22 protein-coding genes are annotated in these 21,302 nt (G+C 62.2%); 15 read left to right on the forward strand and 7 right to left on the reverse strand.

The window, feature by feature from the left end:
• Nucleotides 1–26 precede the first annotated feature (26 nt).
• Both dsbD and C8D92_RS11370 read left to right on the forward strand, forming a co-directional pair.
• Nucleotides 27–1,874: a protein-disulfide reductase DsbD gene (gene dsbD / locus C8D92_RS11365; protein ID WP_095610194.1), complete on the forward strand. Its 1,848-nt coding sequence runs from the start codon at nt 27–29 to the stop codon at nt 1,872–1,874.
• Entirely contained in the window at nt 1,871–2,737 is an 867-nt protein-coding gene (locus C8D92_RS11370) for a DMT family transporter (protein ID WP_095610195.1), read from the forward strand. The genes dsbD and C8D92_RS11370 overlap by 4 nt, the downstream gene beginning before the upstream one ends.
• 29 nt (nt 2,738–2,766) lie before the next feature.
• On the opposite strand, the gene C8D92_RS11375 is transcribed toward C8D92_RS11370, so the two are convergent.
• Nucleotides 2,767–3,051 (reverse strand): antibiotic biosynthesis monooxygenase family protein, encoded by a 285-nt coding sequence (locus C8D92_RS11375; protein WP_095610235.1) that lies wholly within the window; start codon nt 3,049–3,051, stop codon nt 2,767–2,769.
• A gap of 92 nt (nt 3,052–3,143) precedes the next feature.
• On the opposite strand from C8D92_RS11375, the gene tusA reads away from it, so the two are divergent.
• Complete coding sequence (gene tusA / locus C8D92_RS11380) at nt 3,144–3,383, forward strand: sulfurtransferase TusA (protein ID WP_095610196.1); 240 nt, start codon at nt 3,144–3,146, stop codon at nt 3,381–3,383.
• Here the strand turns inward: tusA and rlmM are convergent.
• Both rlmM and C8D92_RS11390 read right to left on the reverse strand, forming a co-directional pair.
• Entirely contained in the window at nt 3,377–4,441 is a 1,065-nt protein-coding gene (gene rlmM, locus C8D92_RS11385) for a 23S rRNA (cytidine(2498)-2'-O)-methyltransferase RlmM (RefSeq protein ID WP_116919431.1), read from the reverse strand. The two genes, tusA and rlmM, sit on opposite strands and share 7 nt — an antisense overlap.
• Complete coding sequence (locus C8D92_RS11390) at nt 4,434–5,090, reverse strand: alpha/beta fold hydrolase (RefSeq protein WP_116919432.1); 657 nt, start codon at nt 5,088–5,090, stop codon at nt 4,434–4,436. Before C8D92_RS11390 ends, rlmM begins: the two co-directional genes overlap by 8 nt.
• 228 nt (nt 5,091–5,318) lie before the next feature.
• Here C8D92_RS11390 and ccoN point away from each other — a divergent pair, with 228 nt between their 5' ends.
• From ccoN to C8D92_RS11440, 10 genes are all read left to right on the forward strand, one after another.
• Complete coding sequence (ccoN, locus tag C8D92_RS11395) at nt 5,319–6,749, forward strand: cytochrome-c oxidase, cbb3-type subunit I (RefSeq protein WP_095610199.1); 1,431 nt, start codon at nt 5,319–5,321, stop codon at nt 6,747–6,749.
• A 17-nt stretch (nt 6,750–6,766) separates the two neighbouring features.
• Nucleotides 6,767–7,375 carry a cytochrome-c oxidase, cbb3-type subunit II gene (gene ccoO / locus C8D92_RS11400; protein WP_095610200.1) on the forward strand — a complete coding sequence of 203 codons (609 nt, stop codon included), beginning with the start codon at nt 6,767–6,769 and terminating at the stop codon, nt 7,373–7,375.
• 5 nt (nt 7,376–7,380) lie between these two features.
• On the forward strand, nt 7,381–7,566 hold the full coding sequence (locus C8D92_RS11405; protein ID WP_095610201.1) for a cbb3-type cytochrome oxidase subunit 3: 186 nt from the start codon (nt 7,381–7,383) through the stop codon (nt 7,564–7,566).
• Nucleotides 7,563–8,462 (forward strand): cytochrome-c oxidase, cbb3-type subunit III, encoded by a 900-nt coding sequence (gene ccoP, locus C8D92_RS11410; protein WP_095610202.1) that lies wholly within the window; start codon nt 7,563–7,565, stop codon nt 8,460–8,462. Before C8D92_RS11405 ends, ccoP begins: the two co-directional genes overlap by 4 nt.
• A gap of 100 nt (nt 8,463–8,562) precedes the next feature.
• Nucleotides 8,563–9,996, forward strand: coding sequence for a cytochrome c oxidase accessory protein CcoG (gene ccoG / locus C8D92_RS11415; protein WP_095610203.1), 1,434 nt, complete (start codon nt 8,563–8,565; stop codon nt 9,994–9,996).
• Between the two features lie 18 nt (nt 9,997–10,014).
• Complete coding sequence (locus tag C8D92_RS11420; RefSeq protein ID WP_095610204.1) at nt 10,015–10,533, forward strand: FixH family protein; 519 nt, start codon at nt 10,015–10,017, stop codon at nt 10,531–10,533.
• A 2-nt stretch (nt 10,534–10,535) separates the two neighbouring features.
• The gene (locus tag C8D92_RS11425; RefSeq protein ID WP_116919433.1) at nt 10,536–13,004 is read left to right on the forward strand and encodes a heavy metal translocating P-type ATPase; all 2,469 of its coding nucleotides are present in this window, start codon (nt 10,536–10,538) and stop codon (nt 13,002–13,004) included.
• Nucleotides 13,005–13,007: 3 nt separating this feature from the next.
• Nucleotides 13,008–13,247, forward strand: coding sequence for a cbb3-type cytochrome oxidase assembly protein CcoS (gene ccoS / locus C8D92_RS11430; RefSeq protein WP_116919434.1), 240 nt, complete (start codon nt 13,008–13,010; stop codon nt 13,245–13,247).
• 2 nt (nt 13,248–13,249) lie between these two features.
• On the forward strand, nt 13,250–13,942 hold the full coding sequence (locus C8D92_RS11435; protein WP_095610236.1) for a sulfite exporter TauE/SafE family protein: 693 nt from the start codon (nt 13,250–13,252) through the stop codon (nt 13,940–13,942).
• Nucleotides 13,943–14,151: 209 nt separating this feature from the next.
• On the forward strand, nt 14,152–14,661 hold the full coding sequence (locus C8D92_RS11440; RefSeq protein WP_116919435.1) for a hypothetical protein: 510 nt from the start codon (nt 14,152–14,154) through the stop codon (nt 14,659–14,661).
• Here C8D92_RS11440 and ttcA read toward each other — a convergent pair.
• Nucleotides 14,651–15,529 carry a tRNA 2-thiocytidine(32) synthetase TtcA gene (ttcA, locus tag C8D92_RS11445; RefSeq protein WP_095610208.1) on the reverse strand — a complete coding sequence of 293 codons (879 nt, stop codon included), beginning with the start codon at nt 15,527–15,529 and terminating at the stop codon, nt 14,651–14,653. The two genes, C8D92_RS11440 and ttcA, sit on opposite strands and share 11 nt — an antisense overlap.
• Nucleotides 15,530–15,650: 121 nt before the next feature.
• Between ttcA and C8D92_RS11450 the strand changes: the two genes are divergently transcribed.
• Together C8D92_RS11450 and C8D92_RS11455 are read left to right on the forward strand one after the other, a co-directional pair.
• A complete protein-coding gene (locus C8D92_RS11450) occupies nt 15,651–16,277 on the forward strand; it encodes a DNA-J related domain-containing protein (protein WP_228151109.1) in 627 nt (208 codons plus the stop codon).
• Nucleotides 16,278–16,286: 9 nt separating this feature from the next.
• Nucleotides 16,287–17,333, forward strand: a complete 1,047-nt coding sequence (locus tag C8D92_RS11455) for a polysaccharide deacetylase family protein (protein WP_116919436.1) — start codon at nt 16,287–16,289, stop codon at nt 17,331–17,333.
• Nucleotides 17,334–17,420: 87 nt separating this feature from the next.
• Here C8D92_RS11455 and C8D92_RS11460 read toward each other — a convergent pair whose 3' ends face one another.
• Genes C8D92_RS11460 through C8D92_RS11470 form a run of 3 tightly spaced genes read right to left on the reverse strand, consistent with a single transcriptional unit; the run spans nt 17,421 to nt 21,237 of the window.
• The gene (locus tag C8D92_RS11460; RefSeq protein ID WP_116919437.1) at nt 17,421–18,500 is read right to left on the reverse strand and encodes a MalM family protein; all 1,080 of its coding nucleotides are present in this window, start codon (nt 18,498–18,500) and stop codon (nt 17,421–17,423) included.
• Between the two features lie 47 nt (nt 18,501–18,547).
• The gene (locus C8D92_RS11465) at nt 18,548–20,191 is read right to left on the reverse strand and encodes an OmpP1/FadL family transporter (RefSeq protein WP_095610212.1); all 1,644 of its coding nucleotides are present in this window, start codon (nt 20,189–20,191) and stop codon (nt 18,548–18,550) included.
• A 35-nt stretch (nt 20,192–20,226) separates the two neighbouring features.
• Entirely contained in the window at nt 20,227–21,237 is a 1,011-nt protein-coding gene (locus C8D92_RS11470) for a flagellar protein FilC (RefSeq protein ID WP_095610213.1), read from the reverse strand.
• Nucleotides 21,238–21,302 lie beyond the last annotated feature (65 nt).

Below are 21,302 nucleotides of genomic sequence, written 5' to 3' on the forward strand. Positions count from 1 at the left end.
ACTGTTTTACTCAGGTCGTTATCCCCATGGCACACTGGCGTCGTCCGCCCCACTCCCTAACGATGGCACAACACCTGATGGCGCTCGTACTCGTGGCGCTCTGCCTGCCTGTCCATGCGCTGGATCTGGGCCAGCAAAAGGGGGCCGGTGACTTCCTGCCAGTCGATCAGGCATTCCCGTTTGAAACCACCCTGACCGACTCCGGACTGTCGCTGCACTGGGATGTCACGCCCGGCCACTACCTGTATCAGGGCCGCGTCCAGGTCCGAGCTCCCGAAGCGGGCGTATCAGTCAGCGCCCCCCGGTTCTCCAGAGCGGGTGAGGACCGGGAAGATCCCTATTTCGGGCAGGTCACCGTGTTTACCGAGCCGGCCACCGCCCATATTGATGTCACATTGCCCGCGGACAAACGGGAGACGACGCTGAAGGTGACCTATCAGGGGTGCGCCGAAGCCGGTCTGTGCTACCCGCCGGAAACCCGTGATGTTTTGTATATTGCCGGAGACAGCAGTGCACCATCGTCCGGCAGCGATTCAAAAGCACCCGCTTCGGCAGGACTCGATACGGCCACCGGGCTGGCTGCATTGCTCTCCGAGCAGAGTCTGCTGGTCGCGGTTGGGCTGTTTTTCCTGCTCGGGCTCGGCCTGACCTTCACGCCCTGTGTCCTGCCGATGATTCCCATCGTCGCCACGGTGGTGTCCAGCCGGAATACCCGGACCACCGCTCAGGCCCTGACACTCGCCATCAGCTATGTCCTGGGCATGGCGCTGACCTACGCAGCGGCCGGTGCGGTCACGGGCCTGCTCGGTGCCAGCTTCAATGTGCAGGCGCAGCTCCAGCAGCCCTGGGTATTGATCACATTTGCCGCGTTCTTCGCGGTGTTTGCGATGGCCATGTTCGGCCTGTACGACATCCAGCTTCCCGCCGCGCTGCGCAACCGGCTGGATTCAGCGAGCCGTCAGCTCAGCGGTGGGCGCCTCGCGGGCGTCTTCGGCATTGGTGCCCTCTCTGCGCTGATCGTCTCGCCCTGCGTCTCGGCGCCACTGGCCGGCAGTCTTCTCTATATCAGCGCCACACAGAATGCGATTCTGGGCGGTATTGTCCTGTTTGCCATGGCGCTCGGCATGGGTGTCCCCCTGATTCTGGTCGCCGTCGGCGGCCAACGTTTTCTGCCCACCTCCGGCCCCTGGATGATGGCCGTCAAGGCACTCTATGGATGGCTATTACTCGGGGTGGCTGTCTGGCTACTGGAACGGCTGCTTCCGGGCTGGACAACGCTATTGCTGTGGGGCGCCCTGCTGATCGGCATTGCATTGCACCTCGGCACTCTCGAGCCGGCGGCAACCGGTTGGCCGCGATTCCGCAAGGGCGTGGGCGTTGTGGTGCTCCTCTACGCCGTGTCCCTGTTTGCGGGCGGGCTGGCCGGCGCCTCCGATCCGTTCCGGCCTCTGGCCCCGTTTACCGCAACACCACCGGTCGGCGACCCCGCATCCGGGACCTCGCAATTCGAGACCATTGAACAACCCGCCGCTCTACAACAGGCGCTGCACGAGGCGGCGCAGCAGGACCAGCCGGTGATGCTCGAGTTCTATGCCGACTGGTGCATCACCTGTAAAACGATGGAGCGAAACGTGTTTTCCCGCGCGTCGGTCCGACAGGCGCTCACCCCTTATCGCCTGCTCCGGATCGATGTTACCGACAACACCCCCGCGCAACAGGCGCTGCTTGAGGAACTGGGCCTGTTCGGGCCGCCAGCCATCCTGTTCCACGATGCCAGTGGGCGGGAACTCTCGCAGTTTCGAGTCCTGGGGGATATGGGCCGCGAGGCCTTCCTCGACCATCTCGCGGCGCTACCGGTTCGCGAGCGTTCATGAGCGCGTCGGGCCGCCAGGCCCTCCGGCAGGGGGCCGCTTTCGTGCTGGCTGGCGAACTGCTGCTGGCCATCATGGGCGCCATCATCAAGCACCTCGCGCCAGAGATGCCGAATGCGGTCCTGGTGTTCCTGCGCAATGCACTGGGCCTGGCCATTCTGCTGCCAATCCTGCTGGTGCGCACCGGGCCGGCAGGGCTTAAGACCCGCCACCTCCGGTTTCACCTGATGCGGGCGGTCATCGGCGTCAGCGCCATGTACTGCTATTTTTTCAGTCTGGAGAAGTTGGTCCTCACCGAGGCCATTCTGCTGAAGCTGACCGCGCCATTCTTTATCCCGATCATCGCCCTGCTCTGGCTCGGTGAATCGACCTCGCGGGCCGCCTGGCTGACCATTGCCGCCGGATTTGCCGGCGTGCTTGTGATTCTCGACCCGACGGCGGCCGGCTTCCAGGATTACCTGTTCGTCGCCGCCGGCCTGCTCGGCGCTCTGCTCGGTGCGACCGCCAAGGTCACGATCCGGCGCATGGGCGTCACCGAGCCCAGCGCCCGTATCGTCTTTTACTTCGGGCTCTTCGGCACCATGGTGACGGCACCGGCTGCCATCGCCGGCTGGCAAACGCCAACGCCCACCCAATGGTTGTGGCTGATTGCTCTGGCTGCCTGCGCGACCCTGGCGCAGATGCTGATCACGACCGCCTATCGCATCGCCCCGGCCGGGCGTATCGGCCAGTTCACCTACTCGTCAGTGCTGTTCGCGGCGCTGCTCGGCTGGCTGTTCTGGTCCGAGCCCTTCACTTTGGAACAGGCACTGGGCTGCGCGCTGATCGTGGGTGCGGGGCTGGTGAATACGCGATTGCGGCGTTAGGAAAATCGAGCGCCTCCAAGGCCCCTACCCTAACTCTGTTCGAGAATGGTGACCTTCTCCTCCCGCTCAAGCAGGGCGACCAGCTCATCCATCAGCCCCTGGCGCTCCTGGGACCGGTACCAATGGTCCCAGTCCGCCACCGAACGCCAGTTGCAGAGCGTCATCCGGTGGTTGGGATCGCTCAGATCCACCAGCGTCTCCCCGGAAATAAAGCCCGGCGCAGTGACCGCCCGTTGCAGCAGTTGCCGCGAACGCTCCTCATAATACGGTTCCAGAGACTCCGCAATGTGCCGTTCAATCAGAACTCGGATCATGATGGTGACCTCCACAAGCCATTGATCTTATAATCCCAACATAGCACGCCGGATCCAGATGGGGTGTGAGAGGGTCACACAGAGGGGGCATCATGACCGAGCCGACGTTTGATATGACGCTGGACGCAACCGGGCTGACCTGCCCGGAGCCCGTCATGATGCTGCATAACCGGATCGCGGAAGTCCCGGTGGGCGGGGTTCTCCGGGTGATTGCGACGGATCCGTCCACCAGTCGCGACGTGCCACGATTCTGCCAGTTTCTCAATCACGACCTGGTCGGTGAGGATCACTCGGAGGAGCGGTATGTCTACTTTATACGGCGCGGTCAGTAGGCGACCGCGAGGACGGTGATCTCTTCCCGGTCATGGTAGAGCTGCCGTGCCGAGAGCTGAACGCGAAAGTCCTCGGTCGACGCGCGCTCCAGCAGTAGGTCCCGGCAGATCAGCCACTCCTCATAGCGCTGCTTCATGGGGAGCTTCAGGTTGAAAAGGCTCCATCGGCACAGGCCGGCCGCCAGCCAGTCCCCGACCATGTCCACGGTCCGGCGGGGACGGTCGACGATGTCGCAGACCATCCAGTCAACCGGGTGGGCCGGACGCCATCGGTAGCCGTCTTCCTGCACATGGGTCACCTGACCGGTTGCCATCAGCGCTTCATCCATCGGGCCGTTATCGACGGCCGTCACCATCATGCCCCGACGCACAAGCTGCCAGGTCCAGCCGCCGGGCGCTGCGCCCAGATCGACCGCCTGTCGCCCGTCACTCAGCCACTCCCGTTGCTCGTACTCCGAAAGCAGCACTTTCCACGCCTCTTCCAGCTTCAACGCCGAGCGACTGGGGGCGTCCGCCGGCAGCTTCAGTCGGGGCGCGCCCGAGAGGAATGGTGATCGCTCAGGTGCCTTGCTGATCCCCATCAACGCCGTTTCAAAATCTGGAAGAAACAGCTCGAGACGGCGCTCTCCCGCCACATCGGCACCACCGAGAAATCCGGTCTTTCGAAGGGCCTGCGACAATGGTGCCACCCACTTACGGGCAAAGACGCTGAGATCGGTCGATGCGCTTTCAGGCACCCGCACCTCAACCCGCCCGGCCTGCCAGTTGCCACCGGCAGCCCGCAGGCATTCAAGGACGGCACCCACACGGTCGCTCTCGGGCAGATCCAGCGACAGGGACACCGGAAACCAGTCACGAACAAAAACCCGCGTATCCAGCCCGACGGCACTCATGGCGTCCCGGGCAACGGAACCGTCCGCCAGCATGAAACGCACCGTTCCTGAGCCTTTATCAGGCCGGAAGTACCCCGCCATGCTCTTTTCCGCCAGCGCATCCGTCATTTCCTGCCCGGCTTCCACTTCAAACCCCGGACGGCAGAACAGCAGAAGCTCATCCATGACCGTCAACCTCCAGCCCGGCCCGCCAGCCCGAAAACACTGAGGCCGCTTCCCGGATCAGATCATCCTGGGTCCGGCCACTCTGACGGGTGGGCTTGAAGTCATGTTCGCCGCTCTCAAGCCAGTGCAGCCGGATGGCGGGCAACAGGGGGGTCAGGTGGTCGGTCACCTCGTCCTGCCGACCGAACGGGTCCCGCGTGCCCTGCAGGATCAACAACGGCATTCGCAACGCTTTGAAGTGATCAGTGCGCCATCGGTCCGGCTTGCCAGGCGGATGGAACGGATACCCGAAACAGGCACAACCGATCACGCCCTGAGCAGCGAGGTCCGCATCGGCCGCCAGCTCACTGGCGATGCGGCCGCCCATCGACTTGCCACCGATGACCACCGGATTCTCCGACGTCAGTGTGTCAATCTGCTCACGAAACGCTTTTTTGAGCGTGTTGGCGGCCGACGGCGGCCGTTTGCGACCATCTTCCCGGCGTTTCTGCATATAACCGAACTCAAAGCGGACGACGCGAACGCCGGTAGCGCCAATCTCCCGTGCCAGAGCCTCCATGAACGGGGAATCCATCGGCGCACCAGCACCGTGGGCAAGCAGTAGCGTTAACGGGCCCTGACCATCGGTCAGGCGATCATTCGCAGGCAAAACGTCTCTCCTGTCTGCTATGTTGAAACGGGGTCCCGGGGCCGTCCACCAGCCGGTGGACATGTCGGCGCCAAGCCTATCACAGGCGCTGCGCAAAACACTGTCAATAGGCCCATGCCGCCGTTCCCGACGGCAAATTACCCCATTTGTGTCATTGCAAATGGAGGGCGGTTTCCCCATACTTTGCGCCCACAAAGACTCTCCACTTGAAACCCACTGGTAAGGCCAATGAGCACAGCAAACTTCGACCTCACCTACAACTACAAGGTGGTGCGACAGTTCACCATCATGACAGTTGTCTGGGGCATTCTGGGGATGGCCATGGGGGTGCTGATCGCCTCCCAACTGTACTGGCCATCCATGAACCTGGATCTGCCCTGGACTCACTTCGGGCGCCTGCGCCCGCTTCACACCAACCTGGTGATTTTCGGTTTCGGCGGTAGCGCCCTCTTTGCGACGTCCTACTACGTGGTACAGCGCACCTGCCAGGCTCGTTTGCTGTCGGACGGACTTGCGGCCTTCACCTTCTGGGGCTGGAACCTGGTGCTCGTACTCGCCTGCATCACCCTTCCCATGGGCTTCACTTCCACCAAGGAGTATGCCGAGCTCGAGTGGCCGATCGACATCCTGATTACTGTGGTCTGGGTCGCCTACGCGATGGTGTTCTTCGGGACGATCATGAAGCGCAAGGCCAAGCACATCTACGTGGCCAACTGGTTCTACGGCGCATTCATCATCACCGTGGCCGTGCTCCACATCGGCAACAACCTTGAGCTGCCGGTATCGGCATTCAAGTCCTACTCCATCTATGCAGGCGTCACCGACGCCATGATGCAATGGTGGTGGGGACATAACGCTGTCGGCTTCTTCCTGACTGCCGGCTTCCTCGGCATGATGTACTACTTCGTGCCCAAGCAGGCGGATCGGCCCGTCTACTCCTACCGCCTGTCGATCGTTCACTTCTGGGCGCTGCTGGCGACCTATGTATGGGCTGGTGGTCATCACCTGCACTACAGTGCGCTGCCCGACTGGGCGCAGACGGCCGGCATGGTGATGTCCCTGATCCTGCTCGCACCGAGCTGGGGCGGCATGATCAACGGCATGATGACCCTCTCCGGTGCCTGGCACAAACTGCGCACGGACCCGATCCTGCGCTTCCTGGTGGTGTCCCTGTCGTTCTACGGCATGTCCACGTTTGAAGGGCCGATGATGGCCATCAAGACCGTCAATGCCCTCTCCCACAACACCGACTGGACCATCGGCCACGTGCACTCCGGTGCGCTGGGCTGGGTTGCCATGATTTCCATCGGCGCGACCTATCACCTGGTTCCCAAGCTGTGGGGCGTGTCGAAAATGTACAGCGTCAACCTGATCAACATCCACTTCTGGCTGGCCACGATCGGCACCGTACTGTACATCGTCGCGATGTGGGTCAACGGCATCATGCAGGGCCTGATGTGGCGTGCCGTGAACGCTGACGGCACCCTGACCTACAGCTTTGTGGAAGCTCTGGAAGCCTCCAAACCGGGTTACCTGGTTCGCTTCATCGGCGGGGCGATTTTCCTGAGCGGCATGCTCGTCATGGCGTATAACGCCTGGATGACCGTCCGCCAGAAAGACGCCGTTGCGTTGGACAATAGCGCGCCGCAGGCCGCCTGAAGCAGGAGCGAGTGACCATGAAGCACGAAATTGTCGAGAAAAACCTCGGGTTGATGAGCATCCTGATCATTCTGGTCATCAGCACGGCGTTTCTGGTGGAAATTGTGCCGCTGTTCTTCCTGAAATCCGTCAACGAGCCAGTTGACGGACTGGAGCCGCTGTCGGCGCTGGAGCTGTCAGGACGCGATATCTATATCCGCGAAGGCTGCCACGTCTGTCACACGCAGATGGTGCGGCCATTCCGGGCGGAAACCGAGCGTTATGGCCACTATTCGGTGGCCGGCGAGTTCGTCTATGAGCGGCCCTTCCTCTGGGGGTCCAAGCGCACGGGCCCGGATCTGGCACGCGTGGGCGGCCGGTACTCGGACGCCTGGCACCGGGTTCACCTCTACAACCCGCGGGATGTTGTGCCTGAGTCCAACATGCCGGCCTTCCCATGGTTGTTTGAGGACAAGCTGGACCCTGAGGCCATCCAGCCGAAGATGGAAGCGATGCAGACTCTGGGCGTGCCCTATACCGATGAGCAGATTGAGCAAGCCCCGGAGAAAGTCCGTGGCAAATACGAGATCGAGGCCCTGGTGGCCTATCTGCAACAACTGGGCACGGTCATTTCGACCAAACGGTGATCCCCATGGACTTAAACGATGTGCGCGGTATTCACACGTTGCTCGTGATGGTGGCGTTTCTGGGAATCGTCTGGTGGGCCTATAGCGCCAAGCGCAGAAAGCCGAATGACGAAGCCGCCAATCTGCCTTTCGAGGACGATGACATCGACCAGCGTACGCGTCGAAAAGAGAACACGGAGAACGATCAATGAGTACCTTTTGGAGCATCTGGATCAGTGTGATCGTGCTCGGTACGGTCCTCGGCTGCTGGTGGCTGCTCTGGTCCGTCCGAAGGGGTCAGTCCAGTGACCTTGAAACCGACCAGACCACGGGTCACTCCTACGACGGCATCGAAGAATACGACAACCCGCTGCCGAAGTGGTGGGTGCACCTGTTCACGGCGACCATCGTATTTTCCCTGGGCTACCTGGTCCTGTACCCGGGCCTTGGCAGCTTCGAGGGGCTGCTGGGCTGGACCCAGGAAAAGCAGTGGGAACAGGAAATGCAGAAGGCGGAAGCTCGCTACGGTGAGCTGTATGCCCGCTATGCCGACACGCCCGTCAAGGAGCTCGCGCAGAACGAGGACGCATTGCAGATGGGCCAGCGCCTGTTCGCCAACAACTGCGCTGTCTGCCATGGTTCCGCCGCGCGGGGCGCGATTGGCTTTCCCAACCTGACGGACGATGCCTGGATCTGGGGTGGCTCACCAGAGAACATCAAGACCACCCTTCATAACGGTCGCCAGAATGCCATGCCGGCCAAGGGCACCATGCCGAACATGACCTCGGAACAGGTCGATCAGGTGGTAAACTACGTGCTGAGCTTCAGTGATCGGGAACGCAGCGCCGAGGCGGCCGAAGCCGGCGAGAAGGTGTTCCAGCAGGCCTGCGTGGCCTGCCACGGGCCGAACGGCAAAGGGAACCCGGCACTGGGGGCACCGAATCTGACGGACGACGCCTGGTTGTACGGCAGCACCTACGACTGGATCAAGGAAACCGTCATGAACGGCCGGCAGAACGAAATGCCGGCACAGGAGGGTCGTCTCAGCGACGACCAGATTCATATCCTGGCCACCTATGTCTGGAGTCTGTCCAACCGGGGCCAGTAATCCAACCGACAGTGGTCGGCCCATGCGGGCCGGCCACTGCCCGGACGAAAGCCGGCGTGGCCGGGACACCGGCCACAGCGGCGCCTGTTGAGAGGTCACAATGAGCAGTCAGATTCCGGTCAGAGAGATCGATCCGGCGACTGACGACGCCTCCAATAAGAAGAAAAAAGCCGGGAACGTCGACCACTACGCCAACCGCAAGAAGATCTACACCCGCTCAGTCAAGGGGTTCTTCCAGCGCATCCGCTTCGTCAGCCTCTGGGCGCTGATGGGGATGTACTTCCTGTTCTGCTGGATTCAGGTCGGCGGCGAGCCGATCATACACTTTGACCTGCCCGCACGTGAATTCCACCTGTTCGGAACCACCTTTTTCCCGAAGGATTTCATTCTGCTGTCAGGCATGCTGATCATTGCCGCCTTCGGCCTGTTCTTCATCACGACCCTGTTTGGACGCATCTGGTGTGGCTACACCTGCCCCCAGACGGTGTGGACCTTCATCTTCATGTGGGTTGAAGAAAAAATCGAAGGCAGCCGGAACAAACGGATCAAGCTGGATAAGGCGCCGAACAGCGCATCGAAGAGCGTGAAAAAGGCCTCCAAGCACGCCGTCTGGCTATTGATCGCATTCGCCACGGGCCTGACGTTCGTCGGCTACTTCTACCCGGTGCGGGAGCTGCTGGCCGATCTGTTCACACTCCAGGCCAACGGCTGGGCCTATTTCTGGGTCGGCTTCTTCACCGTTGCCACCTACACCAATGCCGGATGGCTGCGGGAGCAGGTCTGCCTCTACATGTGTCCATACGCCCGTTTTCAGTCGGTGATGTACGACGAGGACACCCGGGTCGTCGCGTACGACTATAACCGTGGCGAGCCGCGGGGCGGTCGCAAGAAATCCGCTGATCCGGCTGAACTGGGTCTGGGAGACTGTATCGACTGCGGCCAGTGCGTCCAGGTGTGCCCGACCGGCATCGATATCCGTGACGGTCTCCAGTATGAGTGCATTGGTTGCGCCCTGTGCATTGACGCCTGCGATCAGGTGATGGAGCGAATGAACTACCCGACCGGACTGATCCGGTATGTCACCGAGAATGAGCTGGAGGGAAAGCCCTCGAAGTTCCTGCGGCCACGCACATTCGGCTATGGCGCCGCACTGGTGGCCATGATCGCCGCGATCGCCATCACGCTGGTCATGCGGGTGCCGGTCGAGCTTGACGTATTGCGGGACCGCGGTCAGCTCTATCAGATGAACGGGCGCGGCATGCTGGAGAACTCCTACACGCTCAAGGTCCAGAACATGACGGAGGTGCCACAGACATTCCGGATCAGTGTGTCAGGGCCGGAAAGCACCCAGCTGATCACCCGTGACGAAATCCAGCTCGATCCGGGCGCCAACCGGACGCTGCCCACGGTCGTGGAGATCAGCCCCGAATCACTGACCCAATCCCGCACAGACATCCGCTTCCGTATCGAGTCACAGGGTCAACCACCGCTGTCCGCGGAAACGGAAAGTCGGTTCATCGGACCAAGCCGCTAGCACGCTCAGGACATCAGCATGAAACAACGTACAGTCGAAGACACACAGCCCTGGTATCGTCAGTTCTGGCCCTGGTTCATTCTTTCGATTCCGCTCATCACCATCGTCTGGTGCATTTTCATGATCACCATGGCAATCCAGTCCGAAAATGCCATGGTCAATGACGACTATTACGAGAAGGGGCTGGCCATCAATCAGGAACTGTCCCGGGACCGCCGGGCAGCGGCACTGGGCCTGTCCGCCTCAATGCGGGTGGACGGCGAGCTGGTCCGCGTCGATCTATCCGGTGCGGCCAACCGGGAAAGACCCTTCCCGTTCCTGATGCTGAACCTGTTCCATCCCACCCTTGGCGACCGCGACCAGAGGCTGCGGCTGATTCATCAGGGGGAAGGCCACTACCGGGCAACCCTGCCCGCGGCACTGGAGAACCGCTGGTACCTGGAGGTACGGGGGCCCGACAACGACTGGCGCCTGACCGGTGAAGCCTCGTTGCCGCTCAAGGACCCGCTGACTCTGGTTCCGGCAACCCAGGGCTGACTGTGGCGACCGGCAGCTGCTATCACTGTGACGAGCCTTTAACCGGAGGGGCAGCGGTCACGCTGACACTTCGGGGCGAACCGCGCTCGTTTTGCTGCGAGGGCTGCCGGGCTGTTTGCCAGTTGATCATCGATGAGGATCTGGACGCTGTCTATCGCTACCGGACCGCACCGCAGCCCACCGCTCGCACCCTGACGGACACCGAGTCGCGCCGGATTGCGTTGTACGACCATGAACTCGTCCAACGTTCGTTCGTAAGCGCCCTGCCAGATGGTAAGCGGCGCGAGGCCAGCCTGCTGATCAGCGGTATCAGCTGTGCAGCCTGTATCTGGCTTCTGGAGCACCATCTTGGCCAGCAGCACGGCGCGGAGCATCTGACGGTCAACCACACCACCCATCGCGCCAGTCTGATCTGGTACCCGGATGAGGTTGCCCTGAGTGACCTTTTCCGCGCCATCCATGAGCTTGGCTACGACGCCAGCCCCTGGGATGCCAGCGAGGCTGATCATCGACGGCAGCAGGAAAGTCGCTCGGCGCTGATACGCCTGTGCGTCGCCGGTATTGGCGGCATGCAGAGCATGATGCTGGCTGTGCCTCTGTATTTCGGTCTCATTGATGGCGTGTCTGGCAATCTGGAAACGTTTTTCCGCTGGGTGAGCCTGCTTGTTGCGACGCCGGTGGTGCTGTATAGCGCCCGGCCTTTCTTCCGGAATGCGTGGCGTGACCTACGCACCCGCCACCTGTCCATGGATGTGCCGGTGGCTCTGGCGATCGGACTCGCCTACAGTGCCAGCGCGGTCGTCACGGTCTTCGGTGGAGAGGAGGTCTATTTCGAGTCGGTCTGCATGTTCACCTTCTTCCTCTCTCTGGGACGCTACATCGAGATGCAGGCCCGACACCGGGCGGGTCTGAGCGACCAGGCGGCAGGCAGCCAGACTCCGACGATCGCCAATCGGATCAACGGTCAGCAGGAAGCGATCGTCTCCATTCATGAGCTGACACCCGGGGATCACATCCGACTCTATCCGGGCGATACCATTCCCGTGGACGGCGAGGTTGTCTCCGGTCAGACCACAGTCAACGAAGCCGCCCTCACCGGCGAGTATGTCCCGGTCTCCCGGCAGCCGGGGGACGCCGTCCATGCCGGCACGGTCAATGGCGACCAGCCGCTGGTCATCGCCATGACACGCGCCGGCGCGGGCACCCGGCTGGCCGGGATACTGCGCATCATGGATCGGGTTCAGGCCGAACGCCCCCGGGCGGCCCGTGTGGCCGATCGCGTGGCCGCCGTGTTCGTCGGCACGCTGCTGGTGGTCGCTCCCCTGGTCGGGCTGGGATGGTGGCTGGCGGGTACGGGGCGAGCCTTCGACATCATGTTGGCGGTGCTGGTCGTAACCTGCCCCTGCGCCCTGTCGCTGGCCACGCCCACGGCCCTGACCAGCGCCACCAATGCGCTGCGGCGCCGGGGGTTTCTACCAGCCCGTGGCCACACACTCGAATCGCTGGCCACCATTGATACGGTGGTGTTCGACAAGACCGGCACGTTGACCCAGGGCAGCCTGACGCTGACCGGAACAGATGCCCTGGCGAACTGGTCCGAAGACGATTGCCTGTCCCTCGCCGCCGCTCTGGAAGTGCACTCGGAGCACCCTGTGGCTCAGGCGTTCAAACCATTCCGTCGCCCTAGCTGGTCGGTCGACGGCGTTCGGAATCACGTCGCCGGCGGACTGAGCGGGCAGTGGCAGGGCCAAACGGTGGCCATTGGTCACGCGGGCTTTCTCCAGGCGCAATCCGATCTCCCCCTTCCCGACCACGCGGGCATGATCATCGGGCTGACCGTCGGCAACCAACTGGTGGCTCGCTTCCACCTTGATGACCGGCTGCGCCCGGACGCCATCGAGACCGTGCAGGCGCTGACGGCCCGGGGGCTTGAGACGCACCTGCTCAGCGGTGATCGCTCAACCCACGTCGCCGAGGTCGCGCAGGCAACCGGCATCCATGCCTGGCGGGGCGAGTGCACCCCCGAAGACAAGCTGAATGCGCTGAAAGCCCTTGAGCACCAGGGGCACCGAATCCTGATGGTGGGTGATGGCCTGAACGATTTGCCCGTCATGGCGGGCGCCCACGTTTCGGTCGCGCTTGGCCGGGCCGCGGACCTGACCCAGCTCCAGGCGGATGCCATCCTGCTCCGGCAACAGCTGGCCAGCGTGCCCGAAGCCCTGACGCTGGCTCGCCGGACCCGGCGAACGATTCGCCAGAATCTCGGGTGGGCCCTGGGTTACAACATCACTGCCCTGCCGCTGGCAGCCGCGGGCATTGTCCCGCCCTGGCTGGCCGCACTGGGGATGTCCGCCAGTTCCCTGGTGGTGGTACTCAACGCCCTGCGACTCGGGATGGCGTCATCGCCTGGCGCCGGCTACCGCGTTACCATGAATCCGGCATCGCTTCCGTCGTCCAATCCCGCAAGGTGAGTCATGGAAATCGTCTATCTGCTGGTCCCGCTGACACTGCTCCTCGTTGCCGTCGGTATCGGCATCTTCTCCTGGGCCGTCAAAAACGGTCAGTACGATGACCTCGATGGTCCGGCCCATCAGATTCTTTACGATGACGACGAAGACATGATTCCGCCTGGCGCCAGGGCGAACACTAACGACGCAGCAGAGACGGAATCACCGACTCCTTCCGACAACCCAGAGGACCCCCCGCGACGATGATGATGATGCCTGACATGCCGGTAAGCTACCCGGCTGCTTTTCTGGTCGGCCTGCTCGGCAGCACCCATTGTATCGGTATGTGCGGCGGCATCAGCGCTTCCCTTTCCATGGCCCTGCCGACGGGCCGAAGCTTTCGGTGGCGCCAGCTAGCCTACCTGCTGTGTTTCAACGGCGGGCGTATCGGCAGCTATGTTCTTCTGACCAGCCTGTTGGCGTTCCTCAGCACGTCGGCCGTCGGTGAACTCAAGGCCCTTGGCCCGGTCTTACGGAGCCTGGCGGCTGCCCTGCTGATTCTCATGGGGCTGTCCATCGGACAATGGTGGCAGGGCATCAGTGTGATTGAACGCATCGGCGCGCCACTCTGGCGGCGCCTCTCACCACTGACCGGCAAACTGTTGCCGATTCGTCACCCTCATCAGTCCCTGCTTCTGGGTATTCTCTGGGGCTGGCTACCGTGTGGTCTGGTTTACAGCACGCTCGCGTGGGCCGCACTCCAGCCCACTGTGCCACAAGCCATGCTGACCATGCTCTGCTTCGGGCTCGGCACCCTGCCCTCCATGCTGCTCACCGGCATGGCCGCACGCTCGCTTCAGCGACTTCGGAGCAATCCGTACTTCCGCCGGGGTGCCGGTGTGCTGATGATTGGATTTGGCATCTGGACCATTCCCTGGATGGCCCTCAGCATGGCGCACTAGTGGCCCGGGAATTGCAGCGTGTTTCTCAGAACCCGTCGTTCTGTATCGTTTTTCGGCATTCACAATTGACCGCCTTACCAGGCTGGTCTAGCTTGAACATGAACTTAGGCGTTTTTGCTCAAGTGGATCTTGGAAACCGGTGCTAACTGCCGGTTGTGTGGCCTGAGGAAACTGACAGTTCGGTTTCCCTGAACGAGAGGTCCCTGACGATGTCCCGGGCTCACGCACTCATCACGCATGTCATTCGCCCCGTTTCCGAAGCGTTGGGCGGCCCTCACCCATTACTGGAAGACGTTCTCTTCAGCGCCGCCAGCCTGCGGGAGTTCGACCCCTGGCACGCCGCCGAACCGGGCACACTGGGGTTGTTCGGTATTACCCCGGAACTCCATCGCCAGGTCTGGGATCAGTATCTGGCATACCGGCCGGAGCAGGCGAGCCGCGTACGCGGCTACGCGAGCCAGCACCGGTTTCTGGAGGCACCGGACGACGAGCTGATCACCAACACCTGTTATGCCGCAGCCGTCGGCATCAGCGCGCTCCAGTGGGTACAGTCCACCTGGCCGCCGGTAAGCGATGATGTGGCAGGCGTTACGAGGTTATGGGCGGAGCTGACGTCCATTCAGGGCCACCAGAAGGTCGTCCGCTTCGAGGAACTCCTGAGTCACCAGCTGGCCAGTCACTCCGAGAACAGCCATCAGCAGGCCGTGCTCACAGGTTGAGCACATCCACGCGGCCATAGCCGCCGCTGTCATTGGTCGGCATCACCGTCGCCGGCTGGGCGGAACCGCCTTCCGGGTCCGCAAAATCGTGGATCGACGGATCCGCCAGATGGGAGGGCTTGACGTTGCAGATCGCCCGAAACATGCTCTCCAGGCGCCCCGGATGGTCTCTGTCCCAGCTTTGCAGCATGTCTTTCACCACCTGGCGCTGGAGATTCTCCTGAGAACCACAGAGGTTGCAGGGAATGATCGGGTACTCACGCAACTCGGCGTAACGGGCAATGTCCTCTTCGCGCGCATAGGCCAGCGGTCGAATGACCTGGTTACGACCATCATCACTGCGCAACTTGGGCGGCATGGTCTTGAGGGTCCCGCCGTAGAACATGTTCAGGAACAGGGTTTCCAGCAGGTCGTCCCGGTGGTGGCCCAGGGCAATCTTGGTCACGCCCTGCTCTTCGGCAAAGTTATAGAGAATGCCCCGGCGCAGGCGCGAGCATAGCCCGCAGGTGGTTTTCCCTTCCGGCACCTTTTCCTTGACAATGGAATAGGTGTCTTTTTCGATTACGTGATACTCAATGCCGAGCTTTGAGAGATAGTCCGGCAGGACGTGTTCGGGAAATCCCGGCTGCTTCTGATCCAGGTTGACTGCAATCAGATCAAACCGGACCGGCGCACTGCGCTGCAGGTTCAGGAGGATATCGAGCATGGTGTAGGAGTCTTTGCCACCACTGAGGCAACACATCACCTTGTCACCGGCGCCGATCATGTCGAAGTCGGCAATCGCCTGACCAACGTCCCGGCGCAGCTTCTTCTGGAGCCGGTTCTGCTCTTTGTGATGCTCTTTCGGGTCCAGCGTCTCGTTTGCCATGCCACCGACACTCTGATGGAAATGAGGCGGGAGTATACCGGATTCACCCGCAGCTCGTCAGTCACAGGGCTTTTATGGGCGAGGCGATTCGCTTAATCTTGCTACTATGACTGATTCCCGAATGCCGCTCGCAGGCACTGACGCGCTCCAGGATCATCTGGGTCATCTCATGGTGGCCGTGGAAACCCTGCTCCGGGAGCATCCGGCCGGGCTCTCCGAGCTATCGCTGATCCGCTCGTTGCAGAACCGGCCCTGGGAGCTTCTGGGCGACATCGATTTCAGCGACCCCGCCCGGCTCTATCCAGCGCACTTTCTGGTATTCCACTGCCTGTACCGGCTGCGGGACGAGCTGGCGCCGGAGGGGGAATCGGTTGCCATCTCGCCCCTGCTGATCCGTCTCTACCGAGAAGAGACGGTAGCAGGCGATGGCCTCCCGGACCGGCACGACGACCTGCGGGCCTTCTATCTGGACCTTTCGGGCTATGAGCTGCCGGAGAGCACCGTCCAGCGTATGCTGGACGACTTCTGGTCCGGTCAGAGCGCCCGGTCAATGGACACCGCCGAGCTGCAGGAAGCCGCTGGCACATTGGGATTGTATGAGTTACCGTCCGACTTCGCCGGGGTGAAGCGCGCCTTCCGGCGACGGGCAATGCAGTCACATCCGGATCGGGGTGGTTCCAGCGAGGCGATTCAGGCGATCAATGAGGCCTTCACCCGACTGCGTCACTATTACCGCGCATCGTCTTAAGAGGACATCATGAGACTCAAGGCAGGACGGTTTCACACAGGCGGGTTCCTGGTGCTGACGCTGCTGAGCGGCGTCTCTCACGCGGATCTCGCCATTCTCCAGTACCACCACGTCAGCAATGACACGCCGGCGGCCACCAGCACAACTCCCTCGCTGTTCAGGGCCCAGCTGGATCGCATCGAATCACTTGGGATCCCTGTCAAACCGCTGAAGGCCGCAACCCAGCGACAACTCAGCGGTAATGGCGACGACACGCCCACGGTAGCCATCACCTTTGACGACGCTTACAGCTCGATCCATGAAACCGCCGCACCGATCCTGCTGGAACGTGGCATGCCATTCACGGTTTTCGTGAATACCCAGCCCGTGGACGAAGGACGCCAGGACAGCATGAGCTGGGACCAGCTCCGGGAGCTGGCCGATCACGAGCTCGTCACCATTGCCAATCACAGCGCGGATCACGCCCACCTGCCCCGCCGGCCCGGCGAGACCGAGTCGGCGTGGCGCAAGCGCGTCACAGACAGCCTGGACAAGGCTTACGAGCGTCTTGAAACCGAAATCGGAGAACGACCGGGCCTGTTTGCCTACCCCTATGGCGAATACGATGCCGCCACCGAGGCGCTGGTCCGCGATCGGGGATGGCTGGGCTATGGCCAACATTCAGGGCCCGTCGGTGAGACGTCCGGCCAGACCCGCCTGCCCCGTTTCCCAATGGCCACGGCCTATGGTCAGCTCGACACACTGCCCACCAAACTGCGAAGCCTGGCGCTGCCTGTTCCAGCGGACTCTCTGCCAGACAGTGTCGTCGATTCCAACCCACCGTCCATGACACTGGCGCTGCCCGATGGGTTCGAGCCGGCCAGGCTCACCTGTTACGGCTCTGGCCGTGGCAAACTGCCAACCATCCGGACCGACGGTGGCTCTTCCGTCACCGTTCAGGCCGATACGGCATTCGACAGCCGTCGGTTCCGTTACAACTGCACCTACCCGGCCGGCGACGGGCGTTTCTACTGGCTGTCGCAGCAATGGACGGATCTGTCCCAGCCCGAAGACTGAACGAGGCCCTGGTTCGACGACCAGCAACCGTCGAGGCAGCACTCTGCGCCCGCCTTTGATTTGGCGAGGCGTGTGATGCCTCGGCGGCTAACGGTGCTGTTGTAGCCCGATTTCACCGGTCGGCGCGTGGGGAATCACCTCAGGGCCCTCATCGGTCTCGTAGACGGTCTGCCCCTGCTGATCCGCCTGACGCGTGAGGATCAGCAGCCACGCCTCGCCCTGGGCGGGATAGGCCGCCAGGCGCGCTTCCAGGAACGCCCGGCGGGACCAGCTCTCCGGCTCAAACCGATAGGTGACATCTGTGATCAGCCGCCGGACCTCCATGGACTGGTCCAGGAAGACCAGCGTGGGCAGCACGACCCCATCACGAACGTATGATCGCAACTGCAGAACCAGGGCCGGTGCCTTACTGGCCGAAGGAAGCGACACCAGCCGGTAATGGCTTTTGCCACTGGCGAAGTCATAACGGGGACCGGACGGATCCAGCCCGGCACCAAACGCCCGGCTCGCGTCCCAGGGGACGGCATCCGCCACCGGCAACGACTCGCAGCACGTCCGCTGCCATTGCTCGATCAGCGACGGCCCCTCGGTTTCCACGCCCATATTCGACAGCGCCTCCGGGTTGGGTGCCCGCGTCGGTGAACCGCTGTCCGCGACGATCTCCCGCGCTGGGGTCAGCGATGGCGCCTCGGGCTCTCCGGCGTCATCCGTGAATGCGCCCGGCTCCGGTTGGTAGGGCGTGTTCCGTAGCTCCCCGGTCGCATCCCGCCAGGTGAAGTACGGTCTGGGACCGCCCTCGCGCACAAAACCCTGGCGCGCCAGCTCATTTCCGTCCGGGTAGTTCTCCAGGGTATACGCCAGCGCCTCGTCATCATCCCGGGACTCCCCGGTCGTCGACTCCGGCGACTGGGGGGATGCTGACGAGGCGCCTTTGTCCCGGGAAGTCGAGGTATTGCGGCGGGCTCGGGTGTTTGCCGACGTCGTGTCGGCGCGCGCGGTTCCGGCCCGGTCTTCCATCCGCTGTTCCGCGATGCGGGTATGGCGCACCTGACCGGACGCATCCACCCAGGTGTAGTAACGCCCATCCTGTTCCGGCCCGGGGCCGGCACACCCGACCGCTCCAACCGCCAAAGCCAGGAGCAGGCCCTTCCATCGCTGATCATTCATATCCTAACACCGCGTGTAACAGGGCCCCTATCATCGGGCATGGCCGATCAGAATCGGGTCCGGAAGCTCAACCCGGCCGAGACAACACTCAGGTCGGTTTTGACGTCCAATCCGGCATAGGGGTTGTAGATGATGTTGGTTATATTGTCACAGTTGATGTTGCAACTGGTATCCGCGGGAATGGTTTCGATGGTCCGCAAATAGCTCAGGCTCAGGTCAATGTGCGTGTCCTTATCCCACTGGTACCCCATGCCAATCCCGTACATATGGGTATCGCCGAACGGTGCCAGCAGCTGGCGCTGATCGTCCGGGATCACCGAATCCCGGAGCTCAACACCGGCCCGCAGGTCCAGGCGTGATGACACATGCAATTCCGCCCCGAAGCCCCAGGTCCACTCGTCCTCAAAGTTCAGGGGCAGGCGCAGTGACGTCGGTGTCGCGTTGTCCGGCGAGAGAATCCGCGCCGCATTGAGGAATTCCAGCTCGCGATCGAACTGGAATGTGAAGGACTCCCACTCGGCCCAGTCTGTCCAGCTCAGGTCGGCATTCAGCGTCAGCCAGGGGAAGGCCTTGACACTGACCCCGGTCTGAAAATGCTGCGGATAGGTCAGGTCCATGCTCACGTTGCCGGATTCGCGAGGTGCGCCGGACGGCAGACTCAGGATCGCCGACCCGATGGCCCCGAGAATGGAGCTGTTCACGCTCTGCCAGAAGCCGGACCAGTCCTCCGTGTACTGGATGGCGAACTGCCCCTTGAGGTTCATATCCGCTTCGGACGTATAGTTTGCCCCCCAGCGGAACCACGGCGTGGGCTCCCAGAGCACCCCCAGATTGTAGGTGGGTGAGATCGTCTCCTGAACGTCAACGTTGAACGCGCCAATCTCGTCCCAGGGCCCGACGTTGCCTCCGCACAGCTGAAGCCAGGGCGCCAGGGGCTCTTCACCGTCCTGGCAGTTGAACGCATCCTGTAGTACTTCGGCAACGCCCAGCAGCATGTTGGGCGCCCGCATGTTCTGATCGGCGGCAATCCCCTGATGGGACAGATGAATCCCGGCGCCGACAGCCCACTCGTCATTCACCTCGTAGGCGACCGTTGGCGACAGGTAGGTCGTACGCTGGAGCGCAGTGGCCTTTGGCTGAAAGCGACCGGGGTCGTCCGAGTCCCGATACCACCCCCCTGCCTGGGGCAGATAGAAGGCATTACCAAAGGTCAGCTTCGACCCGGGCGGCTTGATGCTGATCCCCGCGGACGGGGCCATCGCCGGCCCATTCGGCAACTTCTGGATGCCAAATCCCGGCACATACAGCGCGATGGTGCTGGTATGGCTGTGCGTGTTGGCGACCGGATCACGCTGGCCACCACGCACCGGGTCCTCTTCGAGACCGTCGATACCGAAAATTTCATAGCCTGGCGGCGCAATGAAATCCGCGTCCAGATCCAGATACAGGGCGAGCAGGTTCACTTCCAGCTGTCGGCCGTCCAGTTTGGACAGACCCGCCGGGTTGTAATGCACGGCCATCACCCCGGGAGGATCAGCCGTTACGGCGTTTCCCAATGCCAGAGCCTTGGGATGGATCGCCAGATTCTGTGTCAGCTGGGCCTGGGCGTTACAGGAAAGCGCACCGGCCACCAGGGCCCCGAGTAGCCGTTGTCTGTGTCGGTTCCGTTGTCCATGTCGATACAATGGCATGACGTCTTCCTAGCCGAAAAATGCGCGCGTGGAGATCACTCTTTCAAACCGGAGAAATTGATCGGCAGAGAAAGCCCGAGTGAGAAGTCGGGGGTATCCTCCGTCAGGCCAATGCCCAGACTGGTGTTGACGATGGTGGTATCGGTCACGCGCGTGCCCAGGGAAAAACTGAGGAAACCGCTCATCTGGTCCTGCGCCACTGCCTCAGAACCATCACTGAACTTGAGGATCGTCTCGTCTGTATAGCTGATCTGCACGGAGGCGCTCAGGGAAATGTCATAGGACAGGGAATAGGAGAAACCACCGGAGCCCGACAGGGTGAATCCGGGATCCACTTCATTGAGCAGCCGGGCGCCGCGAACCTGCTGCAGGTCCTTCTCCGGCAGCTTGTAGCTGGTGCTCACGGAGCCATAGACCACGACCGGGTCCAGTACTTTGGAAAGGCTGGCCCCGCCGGACAGGCTGTAGTACCCGCTCCCCGTCGATAGCTGACGATTAACGTCAATCTCGTATGGGCTGACCCCCGTCTTGGACGTCAGGCTACCGAACAGGGTCGTTGACATTTCACCGGGCACATAGGCGAAGGGCTGCCAGCGCGCGGTAAAGGCAATGTCGCCCACGTCATAGATCTCAAGCTCGTCCTGCGTGTCGAACTTCACCACCAGCGGAATGCGGGTACCAACGGTCACGTTGTTCAGCAGGCCGTAGTCATAGGAGAAGGAGTTGGTGAAGTTGTGCGTGGCGGACGGCACCACGTCCAGGTTACGGACCGAGGAATCGACGATCTCCAGATCCAGCCGTTGGTCCCCGGTGTAGGAGTAGTCAAACGAATAGGTCAGCGCGTGTGACCCCTCTTTCTGCAGGGAGTAGTTCTTCTCGGCAGACTGGAAGACCTCCTCCAGCTGTTCCGCCGACCCCTCGTCGCCTTCCTGCTTCGCCAGGGCCTCCCGGGCCTCGTCCACACTGGCGTCGTCCTGCGCCAGGGCCGGCACCGCCCCGGCTGCTGTCATCAGGAGGATCACGCCTCGCACTAACCAACGATTCATCCCAGCTTCCTTCTTTTTTGTAGTCGGAGTTGCCTTGATCCGCGATTCCGTATCCGGTTATCGGC

The sequence above is a fragment of the Tamilnaduibacter salinus genome, from assembly GCF_003096655.1.
GTDB classification, from domain to species: domain Bacteria; phylum Pseudomonadota; class Gammaproteobacteria; order Pseudomonadales; family Oleiphilaceae; genus Tamilnaduibacter; species Tamilnaduibacter salinus.

Excerpts from the sequence above, each read along its gene's own strand:
- rlmM (WP_116919431.1), bottom strand. The coding sequence starts at position 4,441 with ATGGATGAGCTTCTGCTGTTCTGCCGTCCGGGGTTTGAAGTGGAAGCC.
- ccoN (WP_095610199.1), top strand. The coding sequence starts at position 5,319 with ATGAGCACAGCAAACTTCGACCTCACCTACAACTACAAGGTGGTGCGA.
- C8D92_RS11460 (WP_116919437.1), bottom strand. The coding sequence starts at position 18,500 with ATGAATGATCAGCGATGGAAGGGCCTGCTCCTGGCTTTGGCGGTTGGA.
- C8D92_RS11450 (WP_228151109.1), top strand. The coding sequence starts at position 15,651 with ATGCCGCTCGCAGGCACTGACGCGCTCCAGGATCATCTGGGTCATCTC.
- C8D92_RS11405 (WP_095610201.1), top strand. The coding sequence starts at position 7,381 with ATGGACTTAAACGATGTGCGCGGTATTCACACGTTGCTCGTGATGGTG.
- ccoG (WP_095610203.1), top strand. The coding sequence starts at position 8,563 with ATGAGCAGTCAGATTCCGGTCAGAGAGATCGATCCGGCGACTGACGAC.
- C8D92_RS11440 (WP_116919435.1), top strand. The coding sequence starts at position 14,152 with ATGTCCCGGGCTCACGCACTCATCACGCATGTCATTCGCCCCGTTTCC.
- ttcA (WP_095610208.1), bottom strand. The coding sequence starts at position 15,529 with ATGGCAAACGAGACGCTGGACCCGAAAGAGCATCACAAAGAGCAGAAC.
- C8D92_RS11455 (WP_116919436.1), top strand. The coding sequence starts at position 16,287 with ATGAGACTCAAGGCAGGACGGTTTCACACAGGCGGGTTCCTGGTGCTG.
- ccoP (WP_095610202.1), top strand. The coding sequence starts at position 7,563 with ATGAGTACCTTTTGGAGCATCTGGATCAGTGTGATCGTGCTCGGTACG.
- C8D92_RS11375 (WP_095610235.1), bottom strand. The coding sequence starts at position 3,051 with ATGATCCGAGTTCTGATTGAACGGCACATTGCGGAGTCTCTGGAACCG.
- ccoO (WP_095610200.1), top strand. The coding sequence starts at position 6,767 with ATGAAGCACGAAATTGTCGAGAAAAACCTCGGGTTGATGAGCATCCTG.
- C8D92_RS11465 (WP_095610212.1), bottom strand. The coding sequence starts at position 20,191 with ATGCCATTGTATCGACATGGACAACGGAACCGACACAGACAACGGCTA.
- C8D92_RS11435 (WP_095610236.1), top strand. The coding sequence starts at position 13,250 with ATGATGCCTGACATGCCGGTAAGCTACCCGGCTGCTTTTCTGGTCGGC.
- C8D92_RS11470 (WP_095610213.1), bottom strand. The coding sequence starts at position 21,237 with ATGAATCGTTGGTTAGTGCGAGGCGTGATCCTCCTGATGACAGCAGCC.
- ccoS (WP_116919434.1), top strand. The coding sequence starts at position 13,008 with ATGGAAATCGTCTATCTGCTGGTCCCGCTGACACTGCTCCTCGTTGCC.
- C8D92_RS11370 (WP_095610195.1), top strand. The coding sequence starts at position 1,871 with ATGAGCGCGTCGGGCCGCCAGGCCCTCCGGCAGGGGGCCGCTTTCGTG.
- C8D92_RS11420 (WP_095610204.1), top strand. The coding sequence starts at position 10,015 with ATGAAACAACGTACAGTCGAAGACACACAGCCCTGGTATCGTCAGTTC.
- dsbD (WP_095610194.1), top strand. The coding sequence starts at position 27 with ATGGCACACTGGCGTCGTCCGCCCCACTCCCTAACGATGGCACAACAC.
- tusA (WP_095610196.1), top strand. The coding sequence starts at position 3,144 with ATGACCGAGCCGACGTTTGATATGACGCTGGACGCAACCGGGCTGACC.